Annotated in this window: 16 protein-coding genes; 12 read left to right on the forward strand and 4 right to left on the reverse strand. The window is 65.5% G+C overall.

All coding sequences use genetic code 11. The features are described 5' to 3' along the window. Positions 1-104: 104 nt before the first annotated feature. The 3 genes from QNO00_RS15985 (at position 105) to QNO00_RS15995 (ending at position 1808) form a co-directional block, all read left to right on the forward strand. Positions 105-362, forward strand: a complete 258-nt coding sequence (locus QNO00_RS15985; protein ID WP_229968207.1) for a hypothetical protein — start codon at positions 105-107, stop codon at positions 360-362. Positions 363-543: 181 nt separating this feature from the next. Beyond that, positions 544-993 (forward strand): MarR family winged helix-turn-helix transcriptional regulator, encoded by a 450-nt coding sequence (locus QNO00_RS15990; RefSeq protein WP_229968205.1) that lies wholly within the window; start codon positions 544-546, stop codon positions 991-993. Positions 994-1067: 74 nt separating this feature from the next. Next, the gene (locus QNO00_RS15995) at positions 1068-1808 is read left to right on the forward strand and encodes a DUF4166 domain-containing protein (RefSeq protein WP_284025230.1); all 741 of its coding nucleotides are present in this window, start codon (positions 1068-1070) and stop codon (positions 1806-1808) included. A 47-nt stretch (positions 1809-1855) separates the two neighbouring features. On the opposite strand, the gene QNO00_RS16000 is transcribed toward QNO00_RS15995, so the two are convergent. Beyond that, positions 1856-2479: an FMN reductase gene (locus tag QNO00_RS16000; protein WP_284025231.1), complete on the reverse strand. Its 624-nt coding sequence runs from the start codon at positions 2477-2479 to the stop codon at positions 1856-1858. 476 nt (positions 2480-2955) lie between these two features. On the opposite strand from QNO00_RS16000, the gene uriT (QNO00_RS16005) reads away from it, so the two are divergent. The 6 genes from uriT (QNO00_RS16005) to QNO00_RS16030 all read left to right on the forward strand — a co-directional run bounded on the left by uriT (QNO00_RS16005) (position 2956) and on the right by QNO00_RS16030 (position 9679). Beyond that, positions 2956-4452 carry a uridine transporter UriT gene (uriT, locus tag QNO00_RS16005; protein ID WP_284025232.1) on the forward strand — a complete coding sequence of 499 codons (1497 nt, stop codon included), beginning with the start codon at positions 2956-2958 and terminating at the stop codon, positions 4450-4452. A gap of 142 nt (positions 4453-4594) precedes the next feature. Continuing rightward, the gene (locus QNO00_RS16010; RefSeq protein ID WP_284025233.1) at positions 4595-5212 is read left to right on the forward strand and encodes a GNAT family N-acetyltransferase; all 618 of its coding nucleotides are present in this window, start codon (positions 4595-4597) and stop codon (positions 5210-5212) included. A gap of 372 nt (positions 5213-5584) precedes the next feature. Further along, positions 5585-6532, forward strand: a complete 948-nt coding sequence (gene uriH / locus QNO00_RS16015; RefSeq protein ID WP_284025234.1) for a uridine-preferring nucleoside hydrolase UriH — start codon at positions 5585-5587, stop codon at positions 6530-6532. Continuing rightward, a complete protein-coding gene (gene uriT / locus QNO00_RS16020; protein WP_284016155.1) occupies positions 6529-7953 on the forward strand; it encodes a uridine transporter UriT in 1425 nt (474 codons plus the stop codon). The genes uriH and uriT (QNO00_RS16020) overlap by 4 nt, the downstream gene beginning before the upstream one ends. A 45-nt stretch (positions 7954-7998) precedes the next feature. Then, complete coding sequence (locus QNO00_RS16025; RefSeq protein ID WP_284025235.1) at positions 7999-8913, forward strand: ribokinase; 915 nt, start codon at positions 7999-8001, stop codon at positions 8911-8913. A 223-nt stretch (positions 8914-9136) separates the two neighbouring features. Further along, positions 9137-9679 carry a hypothetical protein gene (locus tag QNO00_RS16030; RefSeq protein ID WP_284025236.1) on the forward strand — a complete coding sequence of 181 codons (543 nt, stop codon included), beginning with the start codon at positions 9137-9139 and terminating at the stop codon, positions 9677-9679. A gap of 169 nt (positions 9680-9848) precedes the next feature. Here the strand turns inward: QNO00_RS16030 and QNO00_RS16035 are convergent, their stop codons facing one another. Then, positions 9849-11519, reverse strand: coding sequence for an FAD-binding dehydrogenase (locus QNO00_RS16035; RefSeq protein WP_284025237.1), 1671 nt, complete (start codon positions 11517-11519; stop codon positions 9849-9851). A 264-nt stretch (positions 11520-11783) separates the two neighbouring features. Here QNO00_RS16035 and QNO00_RS16040 point away from each other — a divergent pair, with 264 nt between their 5' ends. Beyond that, a complete protein-coding gene (locus QNO00_RS16040; protein ID WP_229968187.1) occupies positions 11784-11930 on the forward strand; it encodes a hypothetical protein in 147 nt (48 codons plus the stop codon). A gap of 63 nt (positions 11931-11993) precedes the next feature. On the opposite strand, the gene QNO00_RS16045 is transcribed toward QNO00_RS16040, so the two are convergent. Both QNO00_RS16045 and QNO00_RS16050 read right to left on the reverse strand, forming a co-directional pair. After that, positions 11994-12230 carry a YegP family protein gene (locus QNO00_RS16045; protein WP_229968185.1) on the reverse strand — a complete coding sequence of 79 codons (237 nt, stop codon included), beginning with the start codon at positions 12228-12230 and terminating at the stop codon, positions 11994-11996. Between the two features lie 107 nt (positions 12231-12337). Beyond that, positions 12338-13324, reverse strand: a complete 987-nt coding sequence (locus QNO00_RS16050) for an asparaginase (RefSeq protein WP_284025238.1) — start codon at positions 13322-13324, stop codon at positions 12338-12340. 108 nt (positions 13325-13432) lie between these two features. On the opposite strand from QNO00_RS16050, the gene QNO00_RS16055 reads away from it, so the two are divergent. Together QNO00_RS16055 and QNO00_RS16060 are read left to right on the forward strand one after the other, a co-directional pair. Continuing rightward, complete coding sequence (locus tag QNO00_RS16055) at positions 13433-13906, forward strand: very short patch repair endonuclease (RefSeq protein WP_284025239.1); 474 nt, start codon at positions 13433-13435, stop codon at positions 13904-13906. A gap of 9 nt (positions 13907-13915) precedes the next feature. Beyond that, positions 13916-14602, forward strand: coding sequence for an HAD family hydrolase (locus tag QNO00_RS16060; RefSeq protein ID WP_229968181.1), 687 nt, complete (start codon positions 13916-13918; stop codon positions 14600-14602).

The raw sequence follows: 14602 nt of genomic DNA on the forward strand, positions 1-14602 counted from the left end.
AGAATCCGCGCCATGACGGGCGAGAACGGTGTTCCCACGACCCCGGACCGGTTCCCGACACGATTAATCTGGGAGTCAGGACCCGCCGTCATCGGGAAAGGACTATGAGCACCCAGGAATCAACCCTCATCCATCCACAGGATGTGACCGTCAAGGATGAAGATGATCTCGTGCATGTTTTCTGCACGCCCTGCAAGCGCCGGGCGATGCACCATGCGCAACGGCCCAGACCATACTGTGGAAAGTCGATGCCGAACCGTCCCCTGCGGGATGACAACGGCCAGCTGCCCCTCTGCGCTGTGTGCGTGGACCTCGCCCGTTCCGCCCCCTGCCCGCGCTGCGGCATGCGCGCCCGGATCTGACAGTAGTTCCCGGTCCGGCGCCGCGGTTCAGGATCCGACACAGCAGTTCCAGATCCGACACAGCAGTTCTGGATCCGAGACAGTGCTCCCGGAATACCAGGGGTTCCCGCAGGAATTCGAATCGTTGAGTGAACCCGGATTGCCCATTCCGTGAACCGGAATTGATTTGTACAGTGGGGTGATGGCTACTGACGAACGTCCCATCGGATTCTGGCTCAAACTCGTGGACCAACTGGTTGATGACCAATTTGGAGCCAGTTTCGAAGAACACGGCGTCACCCGGAGGCAGTGGCAGATGATGAATCTGCTGACCGACGGCCCCGCTTCCGAGAAGCAGCTGACCGACGGCCTGAGGCCCTACTTTCCCGTCGTGGAGACCGGCACCTCGGTGGAGCTGATTGAAGAACTGCGCGAAAGCGGCTGGGTGGCGTTGGAAGAGGACGAGTACCAGCTGACCGACCTGGGGCGCCGCAGCTTGGAAAACCTGCGCGGCGCCGTCGAGCGCATCCGGGAACAACTCACGGAGAACGTCTCGGAGGACGAATACATGGCACTCGTTGCAGTGCTGCAGCGCATGGCCACCAACCTCGGATGGGACGACACGAAAGAACAGCCGCCGGTCCCGTCCTGAGTGCTTTTCAGCTCCCGCGTCCCGCGTCGGCGCCGCAGGCTCCCCACAGGCCGCCGTCGGGTTAGGATTCCGGCATGGCGAGCCGAGCTGCGAGGCAGATTTATGTGGAGACACTCGGCGCTGCCGGCGTGAAGGCGTCCATCTTCCGGCAGGCGCTGGGCACCGACTTCGACCGTTTGCATCCGATGCTCCAGCGCCGTTTCGGCGTGGATCCGTCCGGCGGCTACGCCTGCTTAGGCCGCGGTGTCTTTACCGAGGTCCGCCGCGGCGCGTGGTGGACCGTGCCGTTCCTGAGATTCGGTGCGTTCCGCAACATCCTCTTTCCCGACCGCGGGATAAATGTCCCGTTCACCGTGGAGAACTATCCCTACATCGACGGTTTCGGCCGGCCCACGGTCACCTTTGTCCGCACCCTTGAAGTCCGCCCCGGCAGGCGCCGGCGGTTCGACGCCACAATGGTCTACAGCCCGACCCGCGGCGCCGTCGTCGACTATCTGGGCACCCACCAGCACCTGGCCACCGATCTGAAGCTAAACGTGCGCGACGACGGGTCGCTGCACCTGCGGTCGACAGCTCTGCGCTTTCACGAGGGCCCGGTCAGCTTCACCGTGCCCGCGTTCCTGACCGGCAGCGCTGATCTGTACGAGTCGTTCGACGATTCCCGCCGGGTCTTCACCATCCAGCTGCAGGTGAGGAACCCGCTGTTTGGATTCCTGTTCGGCTATCGCGGAGAATTCACCTGCGATTTCCCCGCCGTGACCGCGGCGGACGTTCCTCTCCATCTCAAGCCGCGCCGGGAGGAAATTAGGAACTAAGCGTCCGATAACGCCTTGCAGCGCCGCTGCACCCGGACTGCCCGAACCTACCCCCGCTGGGTCTGGGCCAGCAACTGCTCAAACGGCAGCGAAACCAGCGGGTCGGGACGCGCTGCTGGCTGCTGTTCCCCGAACAGCGCAACGAGCTCGGAGGCTGCCCGGCGGACGCGGGAATCCAGGTTCGCCGTCTCAGCATCCCCGGATCCCCAGTCCTCCGGAGCCGCATACACAGCAGTCGGCGTGGCCCTGGCGCGCAGATAGCTGAACATCGGCCGCATCGCGTAGTCCAGGACCATGGAGTGCCGGGCACTGCCGCCGGTCGCACCGAGGATCACGGGCTTGCCGTCGAGCGCGGTGTTGTCGATGACGTCGAAGAATGACTTGAACAGGCCGCTCATGGAAGCGGTGAACACCGGAGTCACGGCGATGAGGGCATCAGCCTCGCTGACCGCCGCGATGAGGGCGTCCAACTTTGGCGGTGCGTATCCGGCCACCATGGTGTTGGCGATGTCCACTGCGTACTCGCGCAGTTCGAACGTGCTCACCGAAGCCCGGGCACCGGACGTTTCGAAAGCCTGACGCGCGGCCCCTGCCAACTGATCGGCCAGCATCCGGCTCGACGACGGGACTCCCAGCCCAGCGGTAACGACTACGATCCTGCGATCCGCCATTTCGGCGACCTCCTCGGTTGTTGCATGCGTATGCATTTACATCAACCGCCCTGGGACTGCCGGTTATTCCCGTGGGATGCAAATCTTAGAGCTGCGGCACCCTGCAGGCAAATCAGCTCCCCCGAGCTGCCGAGCGGAAAACCGTCCGGAAAAATCGCGGCTTCAAACGCCGATTATCGTTAACGCAGTGCCCATCTCTGTAGACCCCTTTCGGGGGTCAGTGCTGCCGTGGTTTTCGTTTGCCGGCCCCGATTCATTCTGGTTCCGCCGCCGTGATACCCCGCAACATCTCAGTGATGGCCGTCCACCGCTTCCCGCTCAGCGGGGAGCTATCCGACTCTCTGATCCTGGGCACGGCGGTGGCGGATTTCCGTGCGCCGGTGCCCGGAACTGCAAGACTTCCGTGGCCGTCGACCTGAATTCCTCGAACGTCTGGAATCTGGTTGCGCCCGCAAACGAATTGGTGAGGTAGACCTGTGAGTGAAACAACCCAACGCCGCGTAAACGTGGCCGCGCTGATGACGGCGTTGCTAGCCGCCTGCATGGCGTTCCAGCTGAACGCCTCAATGCTTTCCCCCGCCCTGGTCACCATCGAAGAGGAACTGAACACCACCTCTGCGGCCGTAGCCCTGACCCAGACGGCGTTCTTCACGTCCGCGGCCCTGTTCTCCTTGTTCCTGCCGCGGCTCGGCGACATCATCGGCCGCAAGAAGGTCCTCGCCGGAATGATGGTGGTCCTGACCCTCGGCTCCGTTCTGGCAGCGCTGGCGCCGAGCGTCGAGGTACTGTTCCTCGCCCGCTTGATCCAGGGTGTCTCCGGACCGACCGTCGCGCTGTCCATGATCATGCTGCGCGTGGAGGTCCGCGAGCCGAAGCGCTTCGGAACGCTCATGGGGGTCATCGCCGCGGTCAACGGCGGCATCGCCGGCGTCGACGCCATTGCCGGCGGTTACCTGGCGCAGAACCACGGCTTTGCCTCGGTCTTCTGGGCCATGGCCGTTGTCGGCGTCATCGCTTCCGCGATGGTTATCTCCACGGCACCCGAATCGATGGCCGTGAAGAAGGAAAAGATGGACTGGGTGGGCGTCATTCCGCTGGTCATCTCGGTGGGCACCCTGTTGACCGCGTTCAACGAGGCCGGCAAGCTGTCGGAAGCCAACTGGATGCTGGTGGCCGGACTGATCGTCATCTCCGCCGTCGCGTTCACCGTCTTCTGGAAGGTGGAAAACCGCAGCGACCATCCCCTGATCGCGACGCATCTGCTCAAGCAGCGCTCCACCTGGGCCCTGCTGCTGACCACCCTGCTGACCATGACCGGTGTCTTCGCCGTCATGAACGGCATCATCCCCGCCCTCGCTCAGGACGGCGTCATTGGCTTCGGCATGGGCGCCGAGGAATCCGCCTGGTGGACCATCACCCCGTACGCCCTCGCAGGCCTGGTCATTGGACCGTTTGCCGGCCGCCTCGCGGGCAGCTGGGGCTACGCCAAGGTGCTGCGCATCGGCACGATCGGCTCCGTCATCGCCCTGGCCCTGATGCTCCTGGTGGTCGACAGCGATTCCCGCCTGGGCCTCCTGGCCATCTCGGTGCTGATCGGCATCACCTACGCCGGCATCGGCAACGTCATGCTCAGCGGCCTGGGCGTGATGCTCTCCCCCAAGGAGAACCCCGGCTTCCTGCCGGGCCTGAACGCTGGAGCGTTCAACCTGGGTGCCGGCCTGAGCTTCGCAGTGATCTACGCCGCGCAGACGGCGACCACCACTGCGGACGGCTCCGGCACTGAAGGCTACTACGGCGGCATCATTGCCGGCGCAGTCATTCTGGCGCTGGCCCTGGCCGTTTCCTTCCTGATCCCCAAGCCTGCCGACGCCGAGGCCAGCTCTGACGCCGAACTCAACGACGCCGCGATCAACACCGGAGAAAACAGCACCGCCGCACCGGCAACAGCCGACGCCGCACCCGCCGTCCGCTGACGCCCTCCGTCCGCTGACATTCCGTCCGGCTGGCATCCCAGTCCGCTGGCATCCGAGACACTGCAGGGCAGCCTTCACAGCTGCCTCGTCACAGAGTGCCTCGTCAGCGGTCCGACGGCGGTGCCCGGCTTAGGCTGTTCCCATGAGTGAACAGCCCGCCTCCGCACCGCCGTCGTTCCTCTCATCCGTCATGCTCACGGGCGCGAACGTGATTCTGGAGCCGCTGTCCGCCCTTCACATCCCCGAACTGGCCGAGGCCGTCCGGGACGGCGAGCTGTGGAACACCTGGTACACCCGCATCCCGGCGCCGTCGGACATGGCCCGCGACGTCGAAGCCCGGCTGGCGCAGCATGAGGCAGGGTCGGCGGTGCCCTGGGCCATCCGGCGCACGGACACCGGCGCGGTCTGCGGCATGACCACATACCTCAACATCCGGGCCGAGCACCGCCGGCTGGAGATCGGCTCCACTTGGCTGGCGGCCAGCGCCCAGCGCACACAGATCAACACCGAGGCCAAGCTCCTGCTGCTCACCCGGGCGTTCGAGGACCTGGACTGCATCGCGGTTGAATTCCGCACCCATTGGCACAACCACCAGTCACGCGCGGCCATCGCCCGGCTGGGCGCAAAGCAGGACGGCGTGCTGCGCAACCATGATGTTTGGCGCGACGGGACGCTGCGCGACACCGTCGTCTTCTCGATTATCAACAGCGAATGGCCCACGGTTCGGCTCGCCCTGACTTCCCGGCTGGACCGCGCATAGGACATCCTTAAAGGACAGGTCCGGGCGCCGCAGATTCGCCGGGCCACCAGCGCTGCAGCGCATAGGTTAAGCGCCGTCCCGGCAGGACGCAAATCAGCCGCAGCGGCAGCGCGATCGGGTGGCAGCCACGGAAATCGCGAGGTAAAAATCGTCGCTATCTTTAATGCAAGTGCCCGCCCCTTCCGGGGCCAGTGCCGCCCTTCGTACCGTTTTCCGGCCCCCGCCTGATCCCGTTCCGCTGCGTGCCGCACTCCGCCGTGGCCCGGACCGTACCGCATCGTTGCGACCCATGGAACGGAACCGCCAGGACGGGGCACTGCACCACCGGGACCCGCGGTCCCTTAGCTAGAACCTCAACGAAGCGGAGATGCAATGCCCACCAAAATCATCCTGGACTGCGATCCCGGTCATGATGATGCGGTCGCCCTGCTGCTGGCCCACGGCAGCCCGGAGATCGACCTGCTGGCGGTGACGACCGTCGTCGGAAACCAGACGTTGGAAAAGGTGACCCGCAACGCGCTGGCAATTGCCCGTGTTGCAAATATCACAAATGTTCCCTTCGCTGCAGGCAGTCCGCGCCCGCTCGTACGGACCATTGAAAACGCCCCTGACATCCACGGCGAATCCGGCATGGACGGCCCCGAGTTGCCCGAACCGGCCATTGAATTGGATCCGCGGCACGCGGTGGACCTGATCATCGACACCGTGATGGCCCACGACCCCGGAACCATCACCCTGGTCCCCACCGGCGGGCTGACCAACATCGCCCTGGCCGTGCGCAAGGAACCGCGGATCGCCGAGCGCGTGAAGGAAGTTGTCCTCATGGGCGGCGGCTACCACGTGGGCAACTGGTCTGCTGTGGCCGAGTTCAACATCAAAATCGATCCCGAAGCCGCTCACATCGTCTTCAACGAGAAGTGGCCGCTGACCATGGTCGGCCTGGACCTGACGCATCAGGCACTGGCCACCGACGAGGTCGCCGAGCGCATCGCCGCGGTGGGCACCAAGCCCGCCAAGTTTGTCGGGGAACTCCTCGAATTCTTTGGACACGCCTACAAGGACGCGCAGGGCTTTGATTTCCCTCCCGTCCACGACCCGTGCGCCGTCGCGTACGTCATCGACCGATCGGTCATGACCACACAGCGCGTTCCGCTGGACGTGGAGCTGACCGGCACCCTGACCCTGGGCATGACGGTGGCGGATTTCCGCGCGCCGGCGCCCGCTGACTGCAACACCTCCGTAGCCGTCGACCTGGATCACCAGAAGTTCTGGGACCTGGTCGTGGATGCCCTGAAGCGAATTGGTGAGGTGGACCTGTGAGTGAAACATCCCAGCGCCGCGTAAACGTGGCCGTACTGATGACGGCGCTGCTGGCCGCCTGCGTGGCGTTCCAGCTGAACGCCTCCATGCTCTCCCCCGCCCTCGTCACCATCGAAGAGGAACTGAACACGACCTCCGCTGCCGTGGGCCTGACCCAGACGGCGTTCTTCACGTCCGCAGCCCTGTTCTCCCTGTTCCTGCCGCGGCTCGGCGACATCATCGGCCGCAAGAAGGTCCTCGGCGGCATGCTCGTGGTCCTGACCATCGGCTCCGTGGTGGCAGCGCTGGCACCGAGCATCGAAGTGCTGTTCATCGCGCGCCTGATCCAGGGCGTCTCCGGGCCCGTGGTTCCGCTGGCCCTGATCATGCTGCGTGTGGAGGTCCGCGAGCCGAAGCTGTACGGCACGCTCATGGGTGTCATCACTGCGGTCAACGGCGGCATCGCCGGCGTCGATGCCGTTGCCGGCGGTTACCTGGCGCAAAACTACGGCTTTGCCTCGGTCTTCTGGGCCATGGCGATTGTCGGCGCCATTGCCTCAGCTCTGCTGATCTTCCTGGCGCCCGAGTCCACGGCCGCGAAAAAGGAAAAGATGGACTGGGTGGGCGTTGTTCCCCTCGTCATCTCGGTGGGCTCCCTGCTGACCGCCTTCAACGAGGCCGGCAAGCTGGCGGACGCCAACTGGGCGCTCGTGGCCGGACTGATCGTCATCTCCGTCATCACCTTCGCCGTCTTCTGGAAGGTGGAAAACCGCAGCGACCATCCCCTGGTGGCCACCCATCTGCTCAAGCAGCGCTCCACCTGGGCCCTGCTGCTGACCACCCTGCTGACCATGACCGGCGTCTTTGCGGTCATGAACGGCATCATCCCGGCCCTCGCGCAGGACGGCGTTGTGGGCTTTGGCCTGGGCGCCGAGGAATCCGCCTGGTGGACCCTGACGCCTTACGCCATCGCGGGCCTGGTCATTGGGCCGTTTGCCGGCCGCCTGGCCGCCAGTTGGGGATACGGCAAGGTGCTGCGGATCGGCATGATCGGCTCCGTCATCGCCCTGTCGCTGATGCTTCTGGTGGTGGGCAGCGATTCCAAGCTGGGCCTGCTGGGTGTCTCGGTGCTGATCGGCATCACCTACGCCGGCATCGGCAACATCATGCTCAACGGCCTGGGCATCGTGCTCTCCCCGAAGGAGAACCCCGGCTTCCTGCCGGGCCTGAACGCTGGAGCGTTCAACCTGGGTGCGGGCCTGAGCTTCGCAGTGATCTACGCTGTCAAGACAGCCACCACCACTGCGGACGGCTCCGGCACCGAAGGCTACTACGGCGGTATTATTGCCGGTCTGGTCATCCTGGTTTTGGCTCTGGCCGCATCCTTCCTGATCCCCAAGCCGGTGGACGCTGAAGTTACCGTCGACGCCGGCAACCGCTGATCCCGTCCGCCACCTGATCCCTGCCTCCCAAGGAGAATCCCCCGCATGACCGCCGGAAAAGTTGTAGTTGTAGGGTCGCTCAACGCTGACCTGACCGTCCGCACCGATCGCTTCCCCTCCCCCGGAGAAACCCTCAACGGCTCGGAACTGGTCATCGTTCCGGGCGGGAAAAGCGCCAACCAGGCCGCTGCAGCTGCAATCCTCGGAGCTGACGTGCGCTTGTTCGGCGCCGTGGGTGCCGACGGGCACGGCGATCTCCTGCTGAAGGCTGCGGCGGACGCCGGAGTGGACGCCTCGCGGGTGATGCGCCGTCCGGACACCGCGACGGGCACGGCGATGATTGTGGTCGACGCCGCCGGGGAGAACACGATCATCGTTTCCCCCGGCGCCAACGGCACGGTCACCGGCGCCGAGCTTCCGGCAGACCTGTTCGACGACGCCGCTGTGCTCTGCCTGAGCCTGGAGGTTCCGCTGGCAGCCGTGGTCGCGGCCGCCCAGGCAGGGCACGACGCCGGCGCCACAGTGCTGCTGAACCTCTCGCCCTACCGTGAGGTTCCCGCCGAGCTGCTGGCGCTGACCGATGTGCTGCTGGTCAATGCCCATGAAGCGGCGCAGGTTTCCGGTCTGGCCGATCCGGCCGCGGATTGGGAAGCAGTCATCGGCGCATTTGCGCGGCTGGGGATCTCCCGGGCCGTGATCACTCTGGGCGGAGACGGCGCCGTCGTGCTTGACGGCACGGTTTCCGGGCCGGACCGGATTGTCGCAGCAGCCCCGACGCGGGTCACGGCGGTGGACACCACCGGCTGCGGGGATGCCTTTACGGCAGCCACCGCTGCCCGGCTGGCTGCCGGTGATCCGCTGCCCGCCGCCGCAGAGTTCGCGGCCCGGGCCGGTGCACTGGCCGCGACCCTGCCGGGTGCGCAATCCTCCTACACAGCGCTGCTGGAGCTCACCCGCTAGGAACAGAGCAAGGGACCCGCAGATCGACAACGAGAGGGCTGGAATTGGCTTTATGCCTTTTCCGGCCCTTTCGTTTGTTTAGTTCAGCCTTAGGGACCAGATTCCTGGCGCTTATTGCTGAATCCCCGCCTTGGGATCGAGGCGGTCCGGACACGTCCCGGCTAGGGTAGCTAACAATGCGGCAAAAATATGCCGCAGTATCAGCCAGCTTTTAGGGGAAAGCATGTCCGAACAACCGCAGAACAATAATTTCAACTACAACGCCTACCCCGGGGGCCAGAGTGCTCCCCCGCCCGCCTCCATCCCGGCGCGTCCGAAACAGGTGGACATTTCATTCTGGCTGCTTATTGCCTCGCTGGTTCTTTCAATCATCAGTGTTCCGTTTGGCATTGCGGCACTCAATTCACCCGAAGCCCGGGCGACGGCGCAACGGCAGCTGGAGGCGCAGGGTGCCGCCGTCAATCTTGATGCCGCCATTGCTGCCGGAACAATCTTGGTGGTCGTGATTGCCGTCATCAGCGCGGTGGTGACTTTGTTGGTAGCCATCTTCATCCGCAAGGGCTACAACTGGGCCCGGATTGTCCTCACCGTTTTTGCCGTGATCTCCCTGCTGAACTTTACGGACCTTTCCGCCGCCAATCTGGTGGCCATCGTCTCCACCCTGCTGACGATTGCGGCCACCGTGCTGCTGTACCTGAACCCGGCACCGGCGTACTTCAACCAGATGAAGCAGTATCGGTTGAGCAAGAAATTCGCGCAGGGCTAGCAGCGTAAGGCCCGCAGCAGAAGGCCAGCCGCAGGCAGCCCGCCCGGTTGATCGACGGCGAGATCACAACCGGGCGGGCCGTCGGCAGCCACTCACCGACCTTGTTAACCCCAGCCACCCACCAGCCGGTCACCAGTTGGCTCACCGGCCGCCGCTCACCAGCCGCCGCTCATCGGCCGGCGGCCCTCCCGGCGGCCCGACCGCTGAACAGGCAGCCGCCAAGGAACGTTCCTTCCAGGGACCGGTAGCCGTGCATCCCTCCGCCGCCGAACCCGGCGGCCTCGCCCGCAGCAAACAGGCCGGGCACCGGCTCGCCGCCGGCACCCAGCACCCGTGAGTCCAGATCGGTTTCCAACCCGCCCAACGTCTTGCGGGTCAGCACGGAGAGCCGCACCGCGATCAGCGGTCCGGCCTTGGGATCCAGGATCGGACGCGGCGGCGCTGTCCGAATAAGCCGGTCACCCAGATAGTTGCGCGCCCCGCGGATGGCCGTCACCTGGCTGTCCTTGCTGAACGGGTTCGCAACTTCCCGGTCCCGGGCTTCGAGCTCTTCGCGCACCGCTGCGGCAGACAACACCGGAGCACGCCCCTCAGTGGAGACCTTCGACAGGGCATTCATTCCCGCAACCAGCTCCTCGACTGAGCCGGCGGTGATGAAGTCTTCCCCGTGGTCCAGGAAGTTTTGCACCGGCCCGGGCACCCCGGCCGTGGCCCGGCCCAGAACATCTCGCACTGATTTACCCGTGAGGTCCGGGTTCTGTTCCGATCCGGAGAGCGCGAACTCCTTCCGGATGATCGCCTTGTTCAGGAGGAACCAGCTGTAGTCATGACCGGTGGTACGCAGGTGTTCAAGCGTGCCCAGCGTGTCAAAGCCGGGAAACAGGGGAACAGGCAGCCGGTTTCCCGCCGCGTCCAGCCAGAGCGAGGACGGACCGGGCAGGATCCGGATTCCGTGGTTCGCCCAAACCGGATCCCAGTTCTTGATGCCCTCCACGTAATGCCACATGCGGTCCGGGTTGATGATGCGCCCGCCGGCCGATGCGCCGGCGGCGATGCCGTGCCCGTCCACATGTTCGGGCACACCGCTGAGCATGGTTCGCGGCGGACTGCCCAGCCGCTTCGGCCACGCGGCCCGCACCAGGGCATGATCGCCGCCGATTCCACCGGTGGTGACCACGACGGCACCGGCCGCGAACTCGAATTCCCCCACGGCCGTACGGCTGGTCGCGGTGCCGCGGGCCGCCGTCGTCGGCTCCAGCACGCTGCCGCGGATTCCGGTCACGACGCCGTTGGTCACCGTCAGTTCTTCCATCCGGTGCCGGAAGGCCAGCCGGACGCGTCCGCGGGCGACGCCGTCGCGCACCTTCGCTTCGAAGGGCGCGGTGATCCCCGGTCCGGTGCCCCAGGTGATGTGAAAGCGCGGCACGGAGTTGCCCGGGCCCGTGGCGCCGTAGCCGCCGCGCTCGGCCCAGCCCACGACGGGAAAAATGCGGTGTCCCATCCCCTGCAGCCAGGTGCGCTTCTCTCCGGCGGCGAAGTTCACGTAGGCCTCCGCCCAGCGGCGCGGCCAATAGTCCTCCGGCCGGTCGAAGCCGGCCGTGCCCAGCCAGTCCTGCCAGGCCAAAGCCACGGAATCCTTGATCCGCAGCCGCCGCTGTTCGGGAGTGTCCACCAGGAACAGTCCACCGAAGGACCACCAGGCCTGACCCCCGAGACTGGCCTCCCCCTCCTGCTCCACCAGGATGACCGAGCGGCCGGCGTCGATCAGCTCTGCGATGGCCGCCAATCCCGCCAGTCCGGCCCCCACAACAATGACGTCCGCATCTTCGCTTGGCTGCATCCGGCACACGCTACCCGGCCCTCGGGCCTCTGGCTAGGGCGAAAACCGGGCGCATGGCCGCCAGGCAGCCGCCCTGTGCCCGTCCAGGCTGCCGTGCTCCCCGACGGTTCTCCGGCGGCTCTTCGCCTTTCCGCGGGCCACTTCGCCGTTGCCCCTATCAGCGTGGGGCGGCGCTTCCTAAACTGGGCCTATGGGGCCGCTCCTGAACAGAGGGCTGCCCGCCCGCAGACCCGGCGTCCACCCCGACCTGACTGGAGAAGAGCCATGACTGAGAAGGAAACCCCCGCCGCCGACGACAAGGACCGCACCCACAACGAGGCGCCGTCGGAGGGCGATGCCTCGGAGCAGCCCGAGTCGCAGCGCCAGCACGCCCAGGAAGCCGCGGAGGGCGACGACACTGATCAGAAGTAGCAGTCAACAAACAAAAAGGCCTTGCGTTCCAAGTGGAACCCAAGGCCTTTCTGATGGACCCGCTTAGGATGTCCGCGCCCTTCCGTCATTGCGGCTGGCGTCGCCCAGCACATCGGCGTCGGAGCTTTGGTCGACCACCGGACCGGTGCCGGCAATCTCCCGCATCAGCTCAATGCCTGCAACTGCCTCCTGCTTGGTGGGGAACATCGCCGATACCGCCATCAACGCACCGTCACCGGAAATGAGCTTGATCCGGAACGCGCCGTCATGAGCGTCGACCAGCTTGAAGTAGCCCGACATCTCTTACCTCCTTGTAAGGGGTACCACCTGTGTCGTTAATAGTAAGTCAGCTTAGCGGTGCGGGACCACCCGGTGCACAAATCGGTCGGTTCGATTCCGCGGCACGGTCAGGAGGAGTTCGAACCTGACGGTGAGGCAGTCAGGACGTGCTGGATCTGTTCGGGCGTGGCCGGCTGTGAGGTGAGCAGCGCCGCGAGGATGCGGGCCTGCGGCGGCTTCAGGTCGCCGGCGGGAAGTGCCCCGGCCCGAACCAGGTCGATGCCGCCCCCATCACCGAAGGTGGGAATCACGGGTCCCTCCGGCACCCGGGAACTCAGGACAACGAAGCATCCCGCCCGCACGGCGTCCTGTACCGCTTCGGTGAACCCGGGTCCGGCGTTGCCCAGCCCCGTTCCGGCCAGGACCACGGCATCGGCTCCGGCGTGGACGGCATGGGAAAACAGATCCGTTCCGGTGCCCACGGAGCAGTCGATGATTTCCACACGCGCCGCGTCGAAGGCCTCGTTTGGCAGCGGCAGCGGAGCCGGACGGAGCGGGCGTGCGGTCACATGCAGGCTGTCGCCGATGAAATGGGCCACCTCGGTGCCGCCGGCAAAGGGGTTCGCAGCCAGGGTACTGGCATAGCGCAGGCCCCTGGCTGAGCGGACCACCCCGCCGAAGGACACCAGGACGCCGGTATCCCGCAAGTCGGGTGAGGCTGCCGCGTTCACGGCCTCCTCGAGGTTGTGCGGGCCGTCCGGGGAGGCGCTGTCCAACGGCCGGGAGGACCCCGTAAACACCACCGGTTTGGGCGACGCATGCACCAGATCCAGCAGGAAGGCGGTTTCCTCCATGGTGTCGATGCCGTGGGTAATGACGACACCGTCCACCGTGGAATCCAGCAGTGCGTTCCGCGCAGCCTGCGCAATGACCCTCAGATCCGAGAGCTGCAGCCGGTAGCTTCCGCTGACCATCAGGTCCCGGACCGTCACCGTATGCCTGCGCGACAGCGTACTGATCAGCTCCTCAATGCGCTCCGACGCCACCAGGCCGCCTCCCCCGGTGCTGCGGGACGCGATGGTTCCTCCGGTGCCGAGAATTCGAATCGATGCCACTGGCCAACCCTTCACCCGTCTCGCCTTTCCAGCCAACGTAGGCCGCTGCCGCTGGCGCTGGCTAGGGGGCAGGGTTTCCGGGCACCCCTGCCTGCCTAGACTGGGTTCATGGCCGATACCGTCAGCGCTGAGCAGCGCAGCCTGAACATGTCCCGGATCCGGAGCAAAAACACCAAGCCGGAGCTGTTGGTCCGGCGTCTGCTCCATGCCGCCGGGTACCGTTTCCGCCTGCACGGTGCGGCGGGCGGAAGGCTGCTGCCCGGAAAGCCGGACCTGGTGTTCGCGTCGCGGCGCAAGGTCATTTTTGTCAACGGCTGTTTCTGGCATCTTCACAGCTGCCCCGCCGGCCAGCACGCACCGCAGAACAACAGCGAATTCTGGGAGCAAAAACGCAGCCGGACCTCCCAGCGCGACGCCGCAGCCATCCAGTCCCTCGCTGCTGCTGGCTGGGAATCCCTCACCGTGTGGGAATGCGAACTCAAGGATCGCTCGAGCTTGGAGGAGCAGCTCTTCGAATTTCTTGGGCCGCGAAATAGACTCAAACCAGGGCATTCCACCCTCACACCCCAGCACCCCCGCTAGGAGAAACACATGGGCAGCAGCAGCGCGAAACGCGGAGTACTTTTCGACGTCGACGGAACCCTGGTGGATTCAAACTATCTGCATGCCGTTGCCTGGTGGCAGGCCTTTCGCCGAATGGACCATGATGTCCCCATGTCCGCGGTGCACCGGGCCATCGGTATGGGCGGAGACAAGCTGGTGGAACATCTGCTCGGTGACGGCCGGGATCAGGACCAGGACGAAATGCTCGATGCCGCCCATGGGGCCATCTTTTCCACGTGGTGGCCTTCCCTGCGTTCCTTTGACGGCGCCCGCGACCTCCTGCTGGCCTGTGCAGGCAAGGACCTGACAGTGGTGCTCGCTTCCTCCGCCTCCGGTGCGGAGCTGGAGGTGCTGCGCGGAGTCATCGATGCCGACTCGGCCATCAGCGCCGCCACCAGCTCAGCGGACGCGGAGGCATCAAAGCCAAGCCCCGACATCCTTTCGGCAGCGCTCGATTCCGCAGGGCTCAAGGCAGAAGACACCGTGTTTGTGGGCGACTCGGTGTGGGACGTGAAAGCGGCCGCCGACTTGGGCATCCCCACGATTGGCCTGCTCTGCGGCGGCACCAGTGAGGCTGAACTGCGCGAGGCAGGTGCCGAGGAGATCCGGACGGACCCCCGCGAGCTGCTCGACACCTTGGATAATTCCCTGCTGGGAAAGTTGGCCAGCCGTTAG

The organism is Arthrobacter sp. zg-Y1219 (assembly GCF_030125545.1).
In the GTDB taxonomy this organism is placed as follows: domain Bacteria; phylum Actinomycetota; class Actinomycetes; order Actinomycetales; family Micrococcaceae; genus Arthrobacter_B.